Source organism: Paenibacillus sp. NRS-1782, from assembly GCF_050467685.1.
GTDB lineage: Bacteria > Bacillota > Bacilli > Paenibacillales > Paenibacillaceae > Paenibacillus > Paenibacillus terrae_A.
Map to the genome: position 1 here is coordinate 1 of NZ_JBITPH010000069.1, position 17,470 is coordinate 17,470.

Annotated in this window: 9 protein-coding genes and 1 pseudogene; 1 reads left to right on the forward strand and 9 read right to left on the reverse strand. The window is 45.8% G+C overall.

All coding sequences use genetic code 11. The features are described 5' to 3' along the window. Positions 1 to 247: 247 nt before the first annotated feature. The 8 genes from ACIFQM_RS23330 to ACIFQM_RS23365 form a co-directional block, all read right to left on the reverse strand. On the reverse strand, positions 248 to 1,081 hold the full coding sequence (locus ACIFQM_RS23330) for a glycoside hydrolase family 32 protein (RefSeq protein ID WP_430066246.1): 834 nt from the start codon (positions 1,079 to 1,081) through the stop codon (positions 248 to 250). Positions 1,082 to 1,303: 222 nt separating this feature from the next. Then, the gene (locus ACIFQM_RS23335; protein ID WP_430044464.1) at positions 1,304 to 3,772 is read right to left on the reverse strand and encodes a glycoside hydrolase family 3 N-terminal domain-containing protein; all 2,469 of its coding nucleotides are present in this window, start codon (positions 3,770 to 3,772) and stop codon (positions 1,304 to 1,306) included. After that, complete coding sequence (bglX, locus tag ACIFQM_RS23340) at positions 3,769 to 6,321, reverse strand: beta-glucosidase BglX (protein ID WP_430066244.1); 2,553 nt, start codon at positions 6,319 to 6,321, stop codon at positions 3,769 to 3,771. Before bglX ends, ACIFQM_RS23335 begins: the two co-directional genes overlap by 4 nt. Positions 6,322 to 6,801: 480 nt before the next feature. Further along, positions 6,802 to 8,394: a DUF3502 domain-containing protein gene (locus ACIFQM_RS23345; RefSeq protein WP_430044461.1), complete on the reverse strand. Its 1,593-nt coding sequence runs from the start codon at positions 8,392 to 8,394 to the stop codon at positions 6,802 to 6,804. A gap of 91 nt (positions 8,395 to 8,485) precedes the next feature. Further along, positions 8,486 to 9,370: a carbohydrate ABC transporter permease gene (locus ACIFQM_RS23350; protein WP_430044459.1), complete on the reverse strand. Its 885-nt coding sequence runs from the start codon at positions 9,368 to 9,370 to the stop codon at positions 8,486 to 8,488. A 28-nt stretch (positions 9,371 to 9,398) separates the two neighbouring features. Then, positions 9,399 to 10,364: an ABC transporter permease gene (locus tag ACIFQM_RS23355; protein ID WP_430044457.1), complete on the reverse strand. Its 966-nt coding sequence runs from the start codon at positions 10,362 to 10,364 to the stop codon at positions 9,399 to 9,401. Positions 10,365 to 10,475: 111 nt separating this feature from the next. Further along, entirely contained in the window at positions 10,476 to 12,266 is a 1,791-nt protein-coding gene (locus ACIFQM_RS23360; RefSeq protein WP_430044455.1) for a sensor histidine kinase, read from the reverse strand. Then, positions 12,263 to 13,858 (reverse strand): response regulator, encoded by a 1,596-nt coding sequence (locus tag ACIFQM_RS23365; RefSeq protein WP_430044453.1) that lies wholly within the window; start codon positions 13,856 to 13,858, stop codon positions 12,263 to 12,265. The genes ACIFQM_RS23360 and ACIFQM_RS23365 overlap by 4 nt, the downstream gene beginning before the upstream one ends. 524 nt (positions 13,859 to 14,382) lie before the next feature. Here ACIFQM_RS23365 and ACIFQM_RS23370 point away from each other — a divergent pair. Continuing rightward, positions 14,383 to 16,695: a GH36-type glycosyl hydrolase domain-containing protein gene (locus tag ACIFQM_RS23370; protein ID WP_430044452.1), complete on the forward strand. Its 2,313-nt coding sequence runs from the start codon at positions 14,383 to 14,385 to the stop codon at positions 16,693 to 16,695. 617 nt (positions 16,696 to 17,312) lie between these two features. Here ACIFQM_RS23370 and ACIFQM_RS23375 read toward each other — a convergent pair. Beyond that, positions 17,313 to 17,470, reverse strand: a pseudogene (locus ACIFQM_RS23375) (DNA-binding response regulator); the annotation flags it as partial.

The window sequence follows — 17,470 nt, forward strand, 5'->3', positions numbered from 1 at the left end:
CATGCCGGGCGCACATGAAAACACCCGATACGGTTGTGAACCGATCGGGTGTTACGTGTCCAGGTAGAAAAATGTTACTTTAATTCGTTTTGGGGACCAAGTTCAGATACGGATGCACGCAACCGGGCTGTAACCACTTCGTCGAATCAAGCCGCTGCTCAACGAGTTCTGTCGTGAGATAATTTTAATTTGAATAATAACGATAACTAACGTTTAAACAGTCTCATTTCCCCAAATGCTTACTAGATCATTGATTTGAAGCGATACGACCCTTAGTTCTCCGCCAATGGCGTAGAGTTCCAGCCCCCTGCTTTCCGAAGACCTCGACACTTGACCAATCCACGTAAATACTCAGTTGTACCCGTCCATGCTCTGGCTTCATAGGGGCCTTGTGTATTGCTGTGAAATCGGAAAGAAAATCAATGGCGCTCGACTTCGTCCGATCGACGAACAACTCCCCATTCGAGATATTGTATCCGATGATCGTCTCCTGATTGGAAGACTTCCGCACTTTGAACCCGTATTTCACGGCCGTACTGATTTCAAATTCTGCAATAATTTCTGACTTTGAATCAGAAATATGCATTAGTATCCATTTATTAGTATTATCATCCTCATCTACTCGGATTCGAAATATATCAGGACATTCAAATATCCCTCGGTGTATATGTGGAATGTCGGAACCGAATTCGCTTGCAAAAGACCATTCTTTAAGGTTTGGAGATGTGTAAAATTCTACACGGTCTCTTACGGCAAGGACCATGATCCACATCGACGATTCATCATGCCAAAACACCTTCGGATCACGAAAGTCTAGCGTTTCCGTTGGGAATAAAACCGGATTACCTTCATATTTTGTCCAGGTTCGACCCTTGTCCTTGCTGTAAGCAATGCTTTGCACCTGTGGCTTGCCGGGCTGAGCCCTGTTGCCCTCATTCGTATAAATGGCAACCAAACCTGATCCTTCTTCGTTGAAAAATCCGCTTGTATTGTTCTTATCCACCACCGCACTTCCCGAGAAGATCGCTCCGTCCTCTCCAGGCGGAATTGCCGGTGGGAGTTCGTCCCAAGCCGTTGGGATCGTTCATCCAATTTTTCTCAGGTGAATAATGGAATTGAGGCCTGTATGTCTCCCTATAATAACTGTTTCGTGATCCTTTTCTGCTGCTACTGTCGTCCGTTAGGTACATGTCTTTATGGTATCAATTCTCCTCTGAATATCTGTTTCAGCCTTGATCCATAAGATATCGGTCGTAATAGAAAGCATTCGTGCAATCGCCGGCCTCCATTATCTTCAGACGTATTAATTAATAATTACTTGCGAGGCAAATGCCTTTCTGTCTACAATAAGTTTTTCTCCGGCAATTTCAAAGGATCCTTGTAAGCGAATATCCTGGGAGGAAGCCCCGATAAACACTTCCATCATCCCTGGTTCAACCACTTGCTCCATGTTCAGGTCATGGAATGCCAGTTGTTTCATATTTACCTTGAAGGTAATATCCTTCGTTTCATTAGGATCTAGGGTTACTTTTACAAATCCAACAAGTTGCTTAACGGGTCGGGCGACACTGCCAACACTATCTCTTATATAGACTTGAACCACCTCGTCTCCCGCATATGAACCTGTGTTCTGCAGCTTGAAACTCAGATTCAATTCTCCATTGGGCTGAACGGTGCGGTTCCAATTCAATTCACTGTATTCAAATTTCGTATAACTCAAACCGTGTCCAAACGGATATAGCGGGGTAGTCTTATCGTGCCCGATATATTCCGCCCAATCATTAATTTCTACATAGAGCGGCAATCTGCTGTTGTACATCGGAATCTGCCCGGCCTCTCTTACAATGGTCACCGGCAGCTTTCCACTCGGGTTCCTCTGACCGGTAAGGATATTCACAATGGCTTTCGCACCGAACTGTGCCGGCAACCAGGAATATAGGACCGCCTTACTGTGCTTGCTAATCGAAGGCGTGGCCAGAGGCCGACCATCTACGATAATTGAGATAACAGGTTTGTTCAGCTTAAATACTTCGTCCATCATTTCCAATTGCGGTTGCTCAAGCTGGATATTGATATTATCCCTGTTTTCTCCGCAGGTCGCCTGAGGATCAATCATGCTTTCCTTGCCGCCTAATACAGCAATCACAATATCTGCTTCCTGAACAGCTGCCTTTACGGCTTCGATTCCCCCATCTATAGCCTCAAAAATAGTGCAGCCTTTGGCATACAGGATCTGATCCAACCCAAACTCTTCTTCCATGACTTCCTTTATCGATTTGCAATCCGGATAGTATTTCCGGGCAAATTCTTCTGTCGTGTCATATACTTTGTTGGCGTTGCTGCCTGAGCTCAAGCTTTGCTTGATCATATTGATAATTTTCACTCTTTGTTCTGGAGTGGGCTTATCATCAAATTCTAGTCCTAAAGCTTTATAGGTCTCCTTGTGTTCGGAAATCGCGCCGGCATAAATCATTTTCAAAAAATTATCCTCTTCGGATTTGTCGAAGTCACTGCTTTGAGTACTCGCCGAATTCACAGAGGAATATCCTCCGAAAAAGTTCGTTCTTTCGTCTGCGGTAGGGCCGATAAGCGCGATTTTCAGCTTCTTTTGGAGCGGTAAAAAGTTGTCTTCATTTTTAACCAGTACAATGGATTTCTCTGCAATTTCCTGTGACAATTCCGCAGGTTCAACTTTGGAAATTTCCGCAAAGAAATCACCGATTTCAAAAGGATTCTCAAATAGACCCATTTTGAACTTGGTTTCCAGCACCCGTCTGACAGAACGGTCAATATAGAACTCTTCCAATTCTCCGGATTCAACCGCTTCCACTAAGTACTTATAACAATTGTTATTTGGCTGCTCCACATCCATACCAGCACGAAGGGCCAGAACTGCAGTTTCTTTCAGATCCTTGGCCACCCGATATCGTGAAAACGCATGGTTTATGCTGCCGTAATCCGCGACCACCAAGCCATCGAAACCCATTTTGTCTCTCAGTACGTCTGTCAGCAGCCATTTTGAAGTGGACACGGCCTGCTCATTCAAGATGCCGTAGCTGTTCATCACAGCCAGCAACCGGGCATCATGGATGGCCGCCTCAAAAGGAAAACAATAGGTATCGAATAATTTTCTGTCCGCGATTTGCTGTTCTCCACCGTTTCTTCCTCCTTCGGCGTTGCCATACCCGACAAAGTGCTTGGCGGCCGCCATTACTTCATGGTCACCCTGTATCCCCTTGACGTATGCTACGCCCATCTGCGCAACTAAATAAGGATCTTCACCATAGGTTTCGCCAATTCTTCCCCATCTTGGATCTCTGCCCAGGTCAAACAGTGGAGAATGCACTGCCCTGAATCCATAGGCAATTAGTTGTTTTTTTATAGCTTCACCCATTTTTAGCGCTAATTCGGGCTCCCAGGTGGACGCAAGGTTCAGCGACTGCGGAAAAGTCGTCGCTCCCGGGATCTGCGCTCCAGCGATCCCTTCGTTATGAATAATTACCGGAATCCCTAATCTGGTTTCCTCCAAAAGATATTTCTGAAGGCTTTTTAATTTTTCGATATCCTTCTTGTTGTCCCCGGTTAACGAAGAGTTCAGACAACTCAACGTCCCGATCCCGTCTTTCATCGCTTCTTTCAGCGGTGCTACACTATCGTCGGCATCTGAAACGGAAGCACAATATAACTGGGCTACCTTTTCCTTGAGGGTCATTCTTCCAAGTAAATCCTCGACTCTTTCCGGAATAGATTTGCTTGCATCTTTATAAGTCATTTTTCTGCCTCCTGCCAATTTATATTTGAGTTTGGGCTAAGCTCGAAAGATGCTTCCTTCACATCACAGGAGCTCGATCCGATATATACCTTGAACTCCCCCGGCTCTGCTTCGTTCTTCTTCTCCAGGTTCCAATACTCCAAATCAGCTTCAGTAATGCTGAAATGAACGTCCTGTGCTTCGCCTGCAGCCAGAATCACCTTTTGAAATCCTTTCAGTTCTTTTACTGGACGAACCACACGGCCATACAGATCCTGAATGTACAGCTGAACGGTCTCCTCTCCCGAAACCTTTCCTGTATTGGTTACCGTGACGCTGGCAATGAGCGTTTCCGAAGCCGTCATTTGGGTGCGGGACAACTGGATATCCGAATACTCAAACGTTGTATAGCTTAATCCGTAACCGAACGGATACAGCGGCTCATTTGGCCCATCGATATACCGCGAGAAGAATTTCTGTCCTTGATTGCTCTCTGTTACAGGTCTTCCGGTGTGGAAATGATTATAATATACCGGCACTTGCCCAGAATGGGCCGGGAAACTCATCGTCAGCTTGCCGGACGGATTATAATCGCCGAAGAGTACATCGGCGATGGCATGCCCGGCCTCAGATCCCAAGAACCAGGTTTCAACGATTGCATCAACCTGGCGTGCGAACCCGTCCAGTACCAGTGGGCGGCCATTGGTTAATACCAGAATGGTCGGTTTCCCTACCCGAACAACGGCCTCTGCAAGCTCCTGCTGTACCTTAGGTAAATGAATGTCCAAGCGGGAAGCCGCTTCTCCGGACATTTCACTGCTCTCTCCGAGCGCCAGAAGAACGATATCCGCTTGCTCCGCTGCGGCAACCGCCCGCTCTACTCCCCCATCCACTGCTTCTTCAACCTTACAACCTTCTTCAAGCAATAGATGTGTTTCTGAAACCCCTTTTTCTTCCATACCTTCTCTGAGCGTAACGGTCTCCTTTGTGAACCGGGACCACTGCCATGGTCCTAGGAGATCTTTACTGTCACCAAAAGGTCCGATAATGGCTATCTTCTGTGCCTTGCTTGCCAGCGGGAGAACACCGTTATTCTTCAGCAGCACAATCGATTTCCTTGCCAGACTCCGGCTGACTTCCAGATGCTGCGTATGGAAATGATACTCCTTTTCTTTCTCTGGACGCACATAACGGAACGGGTCGTCCATAATGCCGATCTTGTATTTTAGAGTCAGGATGCGCCGCACGGATTCATCGAGTTGTTTCTCCGCCACCAGACCTTCTTCAATCAATTCCTGCAGCTGATCGTAAGACCGGGTTACCATCTCAATATCCATCGTGGCATCCAGAGCCTTTCTAGCCGCTTCCTTACTGTCCTTGGCATTCCCATGTGCAACAATTTCATCTATGGAACCATAATCAGAAATCAGGACCCCGTCGAAGCCCAGTTCCTTCCGCAGTACATCGTTAAGGAGGTAACGATTTCCTGCCACCGGCACACCCTGATAAGTATTAAAAGCATTCATGACCGACCCGGCGCCAGCTTCAATCCCCGCCTGGAACGGCGGCAAGTACACATTGCGAAGCGTGCCTTCTGAAATGTCCACCGTATTGTAATCCCGGCCGGCTTCAGCGGCTCCATAAGCGACGAAATGCTTCAAGCAAGCAATAAGCGTCTCTGGATCAAATAAGTTGTCACCCTGCAAGCCTTCGACCTGGGCTTTGGCGATCAGACTTCCCAAATATGGGTCTTCGCCGGCGCCTTCCACAACCCGGCCCCAACGCGGGTCTCGCGTAATGTCGACCATCGGGCCATGGTTATACGTATTGCCGGAGGCACTAGCTTCTTTCGCCGCGATCGCACTGGCTTCTCGAATGGCCGCTATATCCCAACTACAGGACCCCGCAAGCGGTACCGGAAACACCGTTTGAAACCCGTGAATGACGTCAAAGTTAAAAAGTAAGGGAATCCCGTGTGGAGACTGCTCGACCGCAATTTTTTGCAATTCGAACACACGCCGACTGGTAATAGCCGAGAGGACCGAGCCTACCCGGCCTGCTGCAATCAACTTCTCCGGCGAGTCAGACGCCACCTCTGATCCGAGAGAAATGTTAGTCGACATACACTGGCTCATTTGGCCGATCTTATCGGCAACGGACATCTTCGCCAGAAGTATCTCCACCGCTTGACGGATTTCTTCCTCGTTTCGCTGCCTCACCTCATGCTTGCGGTAGGGTTGAAGCTCGGAAATCAGCATATCCTGAAGGGAAGGGCCAGGCCCTTTGGCACCTTGCACGAAGAAGGCTTCCTGATAGGGCAGCTTCACTCTGCCGTGGAATTCATCGTCTTCGAAGGTCAAATCAAATTCAATCGGTTCATCCGCTACGTAACGGGATGAGCCTTTGGCTTGCAGCATATCCCCGTCCACTGTCACGGTGTGAATCTCAATAGGAAATGGAAAAGGCTCCGCAATGACGGACAATGCATAAGCTTCCATTTTTTCAATGATGAACTGCAATTTAATCGTGGATTCAGGCGTTTGCAGTAGGAAATGCCAAGTGCCTATCATAACTCTTCATCTCACTTTCATTACTATTTGTTTAATCCTTTACATTACATATGGTCATGCCTATAAAAAGCCTCTCCTATCATGGAGAATCAATTGTAGAGATACAGTTGCTCCCTTTTCAACCCAAACTACGAGATTGAATTGCGGTTCATCGAAGACTTGCTCCCACCAGGGGAGGTAGGGATTTAATCCTTGCTTCGTAGTAAATCAGCTCCTTGTAAGCGCATCGGACCAACTTATCATTTACTTAGAATTTGAAGACTTGAAAGAAGTTTCTTTATCCCATCCAATCATTATAGCTTTGGAACCTAATGATGACGCTCCTCTTAATAATGCCCAGCAGATTGGTGGGAGTTGGGTTGTCTACCATACGTCAACTCGGAATAAATAGAATGCTCAGCAGCATATGCTGCTGAGCTTCTGGGTGCTTTATCCTTTACAGCTTTAACGGTCAGTCCAACTATTTTGATCGGAAGTATCTTATTTTTTCTTTGCTAAGAACGCCTCAGCCTGGGCCTGCACTTCCCCTTTCACCTTATCAAGACCAGCGCTTTTCAAGTTTTCAGCTAATTCTTCAAATGCTTTGTCGACATTCTTGACTGAACCGATATAGATTGGATTGGCATATTGCGTTGAAGCATTAGCCAGATTGGCGATCTGTGTCTTGACTTTGTCTGAGTCGAAAGTGAACCCGTTGTATACAAAGTCATCAGTTACATAATCCTTCACCTTCTCCCGGTGGTCAATATAAGACTGCGGCCAGGTGCTCATTGGCTTGAACAAATCCTTGTTCAGGAACCAGAAGCCCGCAGCATCCGGCGGATAGGTATTGTTAGCAGCCGTTACACCTTCCGGCAGGCCGATTTTACCATCTCCAGTGATGATGTAGTTTTGTCCTTCAATACCATAATAAGCTAGATACGCATAAGATGGATCTTCCATGATAAGGTCGAAGGCCTGCATGACACGATCGGGATTTTTTGAATTAGCCGCGATGGAGATCCCTTGAGTAACCCAGGGGCTAAAAGGTGCTTTACCGTTTGTCATCAATGATGGGACCAAATAGGTTTCAATCCCTTTCGATTCAGCAGCTTCCATGGTGGCAGCAATATCTATGGTGTTACCAAATGCTACCGCAGATTTGCCTTCCACAAAATTATCCTTGGAGCGGATTTTATTCGAATACGGATTTTTATTGATATAACCTTTGTCGTACCAATCCTTCATAATACCTGCAGCATATTTCTGCGCGCTGAGGTAAGGCTCATCCACCATACTGTAGATCTTGCCGGTCGGATCTCCGAAATCGTAAGCTACGCCCTGGGCCAGAGGACCACCGCCAAAAGGAGTGCCCGTGTAGCCAATTTTATCGCGCATCAGTTGTTGATAAGGCGTCGGCAGGTCAACCTGTGAGTCCAAGTTCAGGCCGATCATATCCGGATGGTTTTTCTTCACGGCTTCCAGATAAGGGCCAAGCTCGGAGAACCGTTTCACCTCGGTCAGGCCCGCTTCCGCCATAATATCCTTGCGGAGCACAGCTACAAAAACCGAACGATCCGCGGAGGAGCCCGGGATCATAAAGATTTTATCCTCAATCTTGACGGCATCCCAGGCAGCTGGATCGAGGATAGCCGATTTCTTCGGCATATTTTTGGCAATATCCTCAGCTTTCAGCTCATAAAATGCCCCTTTATTCGCCTGTTCAGCATAATAATTCCATTCAGCAGAAAAGATAAAATCCACATCTTCGCCTGCAGCCAACAAAAGCGGGTATTTTGACTGCACGTCGCCCCAGCCGATGTAATTCAACTCAATGGTGGTATTGATGTCCTTTTTTAGCTTTTTATTGAGTGCCACAAGCACCTCCGGCATCCCTTTCGGCGCTTCGCCAAGCAGATATCCCTTCAACACAACCTCTTTCTGATTGGCCGGCGAACTGGTGTTGCCTCCATCCGGCTTGTTTCCGTTTGCGTTATCCGTTTGGTTGTTGCTGCCGGCACAGGCAGACAATAGCATGGCCAGAGACAGAAGCAGCGTCAAGATGAACATAGATTTTTCCTTTGGTTTTCTCACTCTTTTTCCCCCTTTGGTAATGGAAATTTTATATAAATCCTCCATCTTGCAGGATTTATAACGAAACGGTTCTACATCTGCACAGAAGGGTTTAACCCTTTACTGCACCAATAGTGATGCCTTTGACGAAGTACTGCTGGAGAAATGGAAACAGAATTACAATGGGTCCGGTGGCAATCACTGTCATAGCGAGTTTGAATGTTTCCTTCGGTGTGTCGAGAGACGTCATATGCTGGGCCATTGCCGCAGACATGTTCATCGAGGACAGCATTTTATAGAGCAAGTACTGCAGCGGTACATACTGCTCCTTGTCGGTGAACATCATCGGGGTCCACCAGTCATTCCAATAGGCCAAAATAGTGAACAAACCGATGGAAGCGAGCGCGGGCTTGCAGAGTGGCAAAACCATCTGCCAGAAGATCCGGAAATCCCCTGCTCCATCAATTTTGGCGGATTCCACCAGCGGCTCAGGCACGGAGCCCTGTATGAAGCTGCGCAGAATCAGCACGTACATCACATTGAACATGGGGAGCAGAATCAGCACCGCAAGCGTGTTCTTCAGATGCAAATAGCTGGTAATCCAAATGAAATACGGGGCAAGTCCACCGTTGAACAATGTGGTAAAGAACAGGAAGAATGCCAATTGGTTACGGTATTTCACTTCCTTGCGGTACATGACATAAGCAGCCATCGTGGAAATCAGCAGTGAGAGTACCGTTCCAACCGCTGCCACAATCACCGACACGCGGTAGCCAGAGAGAATATCGCCGGGATTTCGAAAAATAAAGGCGTAGGCATCCAACGAGAATCCTCGTGGCAGAAAGGAATAGCCCTTCGCCAGAACCTGCCCTTCATCCGAGACAGAGCCGGAGATCAGGAAAATAAAAGGAAGCAGACATAAAATAGCAATCAGCGATACCACAATATACGAGAAAGCCTGAAAGACAGGCGCTGAGTTCAATTTATTTTTCTCCATGGTTAAATTCCCCTTTCATGCAATCAAGTTAGAACAGCGCGTTGCCCTTGTCATAACGGCGGACTAAATAGTTTGCGAACAAGACGATTATCAGCGTCAGAACGGATTGATAAAGTCCCACTGAGGAAGCCATGCCAAAGTCCTGTGTGCCCACTAGCGAGCGGAACACTAGTGTATCAATGATATCCGTGGCATTCATCAGCGCGCCGTTGTTGCCAATCAATTGGTAGAACATATCGAATTCGCCGCGCATGATTCTTCCCAGCCCCAACAAAATCAGTACCACTACTGTCGGCTTGAGTAAGGGCAGGGTGATTCTCATGATCTTTTGAAAACGGGTAGCACCGTCAATCGTCGCCGCTTCATAAATTTCCTGGTCGATCCCGACAATCGCCGCCAGATAAAGGACACAGCCAAACCCGACCCACTTCCACACATAGAGCAGCGGAAGCAGAAGATACCAGTAGCTGCTGGTCGAGTAGATATCAATGGCCTCAAGCCCCATATTCCGTAGGAACACGTTTACAATTCCGAACTCATAATTCAGAAAATTGTAGACGAACGCGGACACTGTAACCCAGGAAATGAAGTAAGGTAGGAACATAAACGTCTGAGCGGTTTTTTTGAAAAATTTGTTATACGTTTCCGAGATCAGCACCGCAGCCAGTATCGAGAAAAAAGTATATGCTCCCAGAAACACCAGATTGTACAGGATGGTATTCTTCGTCACAAGCCACGCCTTCCCAGACTGAAAAAAATATTCAAAGTTTTCAATCCCGTTCCATGGACTCATAAAAATACCATCTCTGTAGTTAAACTCCTTAAATGCCATAATGACACCCGTCATCGGAATATAGGCAAAGATGATGAAATAAATAGCAATCGGCACAAACATCGCATACAGCACCCAGTTCCTCCTAAGCTCCCGCAGCAGCGACAGACTTTTGGCCGGTTTATGCTTGTGATCCGCGACTTGCTCTACCTTGGTACCCATAAGTAGCCTCCTTCAGTATGTTTTCTCTTTCTCCTCATTTATTGTAATTGGCTTTAAAGCCTATACCTACGGGGCAAAGTTTCGTTCTTCTTTGAAAGTTTGTGATAACGCTTACATTTTTACTGATTTGGGAAGACGTATCCGGACACTGGTCCCTTCACCTGGGCGACTTGTAAAAGACAATCCATACTTCAGTCCATAATTCAGCTGTAACCGCTCTTGAATATTCCGGATGCCGAAGCCGCCCGTCCGTTTGCTTACGGCCTTAGTCAGTAAAGTCGACAACACCTCTTCCTTCATGCCGATACCGTCATCGCTAATATCCACGACCAGATCACCCTTTTCCTCCATAGCAGATACATGAATTATCCCCGTCTCCACTTCCTTCTCCATAATGCCATGCAGAATCGCGTTCTCAATCAGGGGTTGCAGCATAATTTTCGGCACCTCGCAGCTCAGCAGAATTGGCGATACTTCGAGGATTAATGTAATCACATTGCTGAAACGCATATTCTGAATTGACACATAGGATTCAATATGCCGCAGTTCACTCTCCAGGGTGACAATCTCACTCCCGTTCGACAAGCTCAAGCGGTAGAATAACGCCAACTGACCTACTACTTTGGATATTTCCCCATTACCGGATTCAATAGCCATAATATTGATCAGATCCAGCGTGTTGTACAGAAAATGCGGGTTGATTTGAGCCTGCAACGCCTTTAGTTCCTTGTTTTTCACTTCCCGCCCAAGAGTATACGTCTCCTCAATTAACCTTGATATATTCTCTACCATCACATTAAAGTTCGTGGTCAGTTCACCGATTTCATCCTGGTTACCCGGAAGAGGGGAGATTTGAAAATTTCCGTTTTTCACCTTACTCACATGCTGAATGAGCTGACGCAGACGTTTGGTTGCGGAACCGGCAACGATATAGGACAGAATGAAGGTGAGCGGGATGATAAGTGAAAAAATAAGGATCAGCCGGTTACGCATCTTATTGCTGGATTTCTGAATGTCGGAGTAGGGTACAATCATCGCTATATTCATATCTGTGTCAGGGATAGCCTGCAGTCCGAGCAGAATTCGTTTTCCATTGAACTCCAAATGATCCGCCCAGTAGTTATCCTGCTCTCTACCAGTTGAAGCCTGTGACAACATATCTAGAAACTCTCTGGAGTTATGTTGAAATCTGCCTGCAGTGCTGAGAATATCTCCGTGGTCATTGAACAAGACCACAGAGGTATATGGAGTAGCAATGGCATGGTCCAGCACGGAGCGCATTGTGCTCTGGGAGATCTGGGCGCGAACAATACCATCGTTCTCCTGTATATTGTGAGCATTTGGAATGAGGCGCAGAACCGATACCTCGTTGCCCTCTTCTTTCTCTCCAAAGGCGGAAGAGGGTAGCCAGGTGAGAACAGAATGGGAAGCGATAAACTCCTTGAACCAGTGGCTCTGCTCTACCTTGACCATGTTTAAATAGTCGAAATTTTCTGTAGCTGAAGCAAGACCCTTCTTCATGTAGAGCTGAACAGTTTCAATATCTGAATTGTAACGAAATTTCCCCAGTACCTTGGCCAGTCTATTAGCGTCGGTTCCCCAAAGATTGACATCTTCATATCTACTTGGGTCTTCTGCTACCATCGTCTGCACTGTATCATTGAAGGCAATAAAGTTCAGTACCTCTCTGACTGTTTCTGCACGGTACTGCAAGTAGGATTTCGTTTCCTCCAGCATCTTTTGGGCCGTATACAATGCCTGCTTCTCATTTTCATTAGCGGTTAGATGTAAATGCAGAAAGAGCAGCACGACAAAGGGAATAATTATTACCATCATATAGGAAGCAAACAGCTTGTGGCGGATGCTGAAATCAGCGAACGGCTTTGGGGGTTTTAATCTCATTTGGCCATCTTCTCCCGATACTCCGAAGGCGTACAGCCCGCATATTTTTTGAAAAAGGTAGTGAAGTAATTGGCGTCCGTAAAGCCTGTCCGATCCGCAACCTCGTACAGTTTCAGTTCCTTGTCTAGCAGCAGCTCCTTGGCCTTTTCCACTCGCAGCGAAGAAATATATTCCTTAATCGTGCCTCCACTTTGCTTCTTAAACAGGGAACAGAGATAGGTCTCACTCAGCGACACATGATTCGCAATGTCTAGAATTGTGAACCCCTTTTCTCGATAGTTTTTGTGAATATAATGAATAATATCCCTCATCTTGGGTGTTATTCCGCTTGGATCCTGCGAAATCTGAAACAATTCAAGAAAGGAAAGAATATATTTCTCTATACTTGCCAGATCTTGAATACGGTCAATCTCCTTCAAAATATAGCGTCTCTCCGTGTCTTCATCCGTATCTGTGAATCCAAGTTGTACCGCTACATCCAGAATCACAAACAAAAACTGGAAATAGCAATTCTTGAGCCGGGAAATATCCAGATCGCGTGCTGCCCTGGCCTCTTCCGTCCAATTCACAATAAGACTGCGAGCATCCTCCAGTTCGCCCTGCTTTAGCAGTCCGCGCAGACTGCGAACCACGTTCCAATCAGTAGCAAGCTCCCGGTTACCGCCAATGGCACCAGCAAAGATCAATTGGCTACCTTCGCTGTAATAATGCAGATTGCACGCATCCAAGGCAGATCTGTACGAATCAGGAATCTGCATCCTTTCTACCACTGGCTCACCAACCCCCATGCGAAAACGGATATCATCTCCTATGGTCTTAGCTAACTCCGAATACAGTTCTTCCAGCACGTTGCGATGTTCCCGGTAGCTGCTGCCGAAGGCTCCTGGCAGAATGAAGATCAAAAACTGATGGTAATCAAAACCGCAAATGCCCTGTAGTGAAGCCAGTCTGCTGCTCATATTTATCTTCTGAAGCACTTCTTCCTGCACGACCTTCGGATTCTCCGGATATTGCGTCGGATACCAGTACAAGGAAGATGCGATGACGGTGAAGGGTCCTTCTATAGGCAGAAGAAAAGTTTCCCTGCTCTCTAGAGCTTTTGTCACATTGGGAGAACCGGGAAGCGAGATCAGCTTGCGGATCATCTCTTGTCTCAGGTAAGGCAGACCTTCATCATAGGCATCCTGCAGTTGGCGTTCCTCCATACGTTTCTTCTCATCATGCTTTCTGGACTCCACTGCAGCTTGAACGGCCTTTCGGACCTGATCTGGATTGATCGGTTTCTCGATATAGTCCAAAGCGTTCAACCGGATCGCTGACATCAGATATTCTTTGTCTGAGAATCCGCTCAGAAACAACAGCTTGCATGAAACTTCGCTTTCACGTAGTCGTTGTGCAAATTCTATACCGTCCATCTTCGGCATCCGGATATCACAGAGCACAACATCGGGACGAAAGCTCCGGCAAAGTTCCAGGGCAATTATGCCATTACGTGCTGTTTCAACCTCATGAATACCTATTTCCTCCCAAGCAATATGCTTGCGAAGCATTTCTCTGGTTCTCTCTTCATCATCTACGATCAGCAATTTCATGATGCCCCCCCTTTGAGATGTTTAGTGCTGGGATCTTCTTGAAAACAACAAAAGCAGACCGTTTAATCGGACTACGATTAATCTTCAATATACAGTAATTGTACAGGTGACTTTAAGCTACATAATAAACTGCAGGAGGCAGTTCATCAACATGTATTGATAACGGTTTCATAATAAATAATATTCAATTAAGAATCCACTGGTATGAATCCCCCTCTTATATCATAGAGCATTCCCTTCCCCAGACCTACCAGAGAAACTTGTGATTTTTCTTTGAAAGTTTGTGATTGTGGTATACCTTATACTTCAAGTTATTCTTTCAATAAGCAAGCAGCACCTAAAATGAAGAAAGAGCATAGAAGATTCTCCTACAAAATCGAAAGATTGACTGGTATCATCTCCTAACAAATGAAGTTAATATTATTCTGTAAAAAATGTACATCAAGATGAACGTTGCATTTTCAGCAGGTGACGGCTAGAACTCATCTCATAAAGGACATTAATTTATAATGGAGGGATTAATCATGGAAACAGGCAAAATTCATTATTTCAAAGATCAAGGAAACTCATGCGTTATCACAGACCCTCGGCCCCCGCGGTACTGGTACAATTATTTGTGGAGTGAACAAGGATATTGTACACAGGTGTCTCAAATTGGACACGGCCGCAGCTACTACATCAACTCCAAAGCAGATATGTGTATGATTAATAACCAGGATGCAAAATATATTTATCTGAGAGATGATGACACGAACACATACTGGAACATCGGTGAAGGGCCGCTCAATGAGGCTATAGATGACTTTACTTGTGAACACAGTATTGGCTATTCTGTTGTTCAGTCCCAGAAGAATGGTATTCACGCTTCCTGGAAACTGTTTGTACCGCATCAGGGCTATAATGAGGTATGGGTGGTAAAAGTCAAAAACTCCACAAATCGCGTGAAAAATATCAGTCTTTTTTCCGCAGTGAGCTTTGAACTCGAAGGTTTTAAATACCCCCGCTATTATGAAATGTATAGAAGCTGCGAAACAATATTTGATTCCGATCTCAACGGTGTTTACTGTCAGTCCAAGCATCCTTTTGCACCACATGCCCGTTATAACGGCTATATCTCCTGTTCAGAAACCGTACATGCCTACGATGGTGACCTTGGAGAATTTTTGGGTCCATTGGGATCCATCACCAAGCTCGACTCCATACCTGCTCCCTTATTCCAGCGGCCTGATGTTGTTATCAAAGGCCGGGACTGTACAAATTCCACAACTACACTTTCCAATTTGGGAGGCGTGCTGCAGAATAAACTATCTTTGGCACCTGGTGAGGAGAAAGAGCTCTATTTTGTTATGGGAGTCAGTGAGACCCTGAAGGAAGCTGTTCAGACTGCGGACAAATATTTCGATAAGAACCGACTCGAGAAATCATTGCTTGAGACCCAGGCACATTATAAATCCAAGTATAAAAGCTTGAGTGTAAATACACCTGATGATAAGCTCAACATCATTATGAACGAATGGGTAAAGAAGCAGATTGATTTTTGCATAGTCGGCAAGAAAGGAGTTCGGGATAATCTTCAAATAGCTGTTGCTCTGCTGAATTATCGACAGGATCGGGCCAAAGAAGAAATTATCGAATGCTTGAGACATCAGTTCAAGGAAGGCCATGCAGTACTTACTTGGTTCCCCTATGACGACACTCGCTACTCGGACCAACCCTTCTGGATTATATGGGCGGTAATTGAGCTGATTAAGGAAACTGGAGATTATTCGCTCCTTGATCTAGAGATCGAATATCAGGATGGTGGCTCTGGAACGATACTTGAGCATATGAAGGCAGCTGTCAATCGCTTGATTGAGGATAAAGGGACAAATGGCTTGGTACGTATCATGTTTGCAGATTGGAATGATGCTCTGAATATTACAACTGACCCTGAAGCAGAGTCAGTCATGCTCTCAGAGCAGTTCTGCTACGGCCTGCGAGAATTGAGCCAACTGATGCAAATTGTCGGAGATAGTGACTATGCCAGTTACTTAACAGAACAGTACGATCTGCTCCGTCGGGCGATTAATGAGTCAGCCTGGGATGGAAACTGGTATATGCGTGCGCTGAGCAAAATAGAAAATATCGGTTCCAAAGACAGTGAAGGCAGCAAAATTTATATCAATGCCCAATCATGGGCTATTCTTGCGGACATTCCGAATGAGGAAAAACTTCCAAAAGTGTTGGAGTCGATTGACAGTATGGAGCATGAATTTGGTTTCCCAATCAACATGCCTCCTTATCCGGAATACTCCCCTAACGTTGGGAGAATGTCTGGTATGCTACCGGGGTTATTTGAGAATGGTGGGGTTTACTGTCATGCCACAGGCTTCAAGATAATTGCAGATTGTAAGGTGGGGCGTGGAGAATCAGCGATTCGTACGTTGAAGAAAATCATCCCTGACAGTGAAGCAAACCCTTCCACTCGATCTGGGGCAGAGCCGTATGTCTTTACCAATTGTTATTCCATACATCCTAAGTTTTACGGAAAATCCTATCAATCCTGGACAACCGGAACTTCTGCCTGGGGACTCATGAGCCTGTACGAAGGCATACTGGGTATTAAGCGGGATTACGCTGGATTGCGAATAGATCCTTGTTTCCCTCCGGAATGGGATTCAGCTGAAGTGTACCGCGAATTCCGCGGCAATCAATATCAAATTTCCATTACTAACCCTTCCCATCTATCCAAAGGAAATGTAGAAATCCATGTAGATGGCCGCTTGATTTCTGGTAACATACTGCCGTTATTTGATGACGGGCTGCTGCACCAAGTTGAGATAACGTTAATACCTTAAATGGATAGGATGAGAACGTGTGGAATTTTCTAAAAACCTAATTTATAAAGTGAGCTGACACCCACCTCAGAACAATAACTCCGTGCAGTGCTTGTTGTTTATCCATGCCTGCACGGAGTTTTATCGTCATGGTCTTTTGTTAAAATGCGATTCCTAGACCTACATATTGACGGTTTTTAAAGCATCCATAGCCTCTTCATGAGACATAGCAATTGTATATAAACTTAAAGTAGCGATTGGGACAACCTTCTCGTATTTGTAGAAATTCATCATGAATTTCTGCCAGTTTACAGTTATGCCGAGTTTCACGCTTAAGCATTCGCCCAAGTTTATCATGTTGCGATGCGAACCCACTTCAGGAAGATGACCCTGTTCACCTGATATCAGTGAATACTCCATGGAAACTTACGTTTGACACGGTTCAGTGCGACCCACTGTTGTACGGACAAAGTTATTGCATAATACATTAAAAGCGTGGACTGACCAACATGCGCAATTTCATCAATAGCAAAGTGGACAGCCATTGTGAAAATCCATAGTACGATCGTTACCCTAGTACCTTTTCGATAGATCACATTATTCAACCCATATTCTTACAGTGAATACTCTAACAGCTGCCATACCTCCTGACCTTGGTGTACACATCGGATGCCATCAAGCAGTTCTTTCATCTCCGTATCCTTTAACAAATAACCTACCGCTCCCGCACGTATACCTTCAATAATGTAGTTTTGGACATCAAATGTTGTTAATAAAACACGTCTGTTGATTAACC

Coding starts and splice junctions, on each gene's coding strand:
- ACIFQM_RS23370 (WP_430044452.1), top strand. CDS start 14,383: ATGGAAACAGGCAAAATTCATTATTTCAAAGATCAAGGAAACTCATGC.
- ACIFQM_RS23360 (WP_430044455.1), bottom strand. CDS start 12,266: ATGAGATTAAAACCCCCAAAGCCGTTCGCTGATTTCAGCATCCGCCAC.
- ACIFQM_RS23350 (WP_430044459.1), bottom strand. CDS start 9,370: ATGGAGAAAAATAAATTGAACTCAGCGCCTGTCTTTCAGGCTTTCTCG.
- ACIFQM_RS23335 (WP_430044464.1), bottom strand. CDS start 3,772: ATGACTTATAAAGATGCAAGCAAATCTATTCCGGAAAGAGTCGAGGAT.
- bglX (WP_430066244.1), bottom strand. CDS start 6,321: ATGATAGGCACTTGGCATTTCCTACTGCAAACGCCTGAATCCACGATT.
- ACIFQM_RS23365 (WP_430044453.1), bottom strand. CDS start 13,858: ATGAAATTGCTGATCGTAGATGATGAAGAGAGAACCAGAGAAATGCTT.
- ACIFQM_RS23355 (WP_430044457.1), bottom strand. CDS start 10,364: ATGGGTACCAAGGTAGAGCAAGTCGCGGATCACAAGCATAAACCGGCC.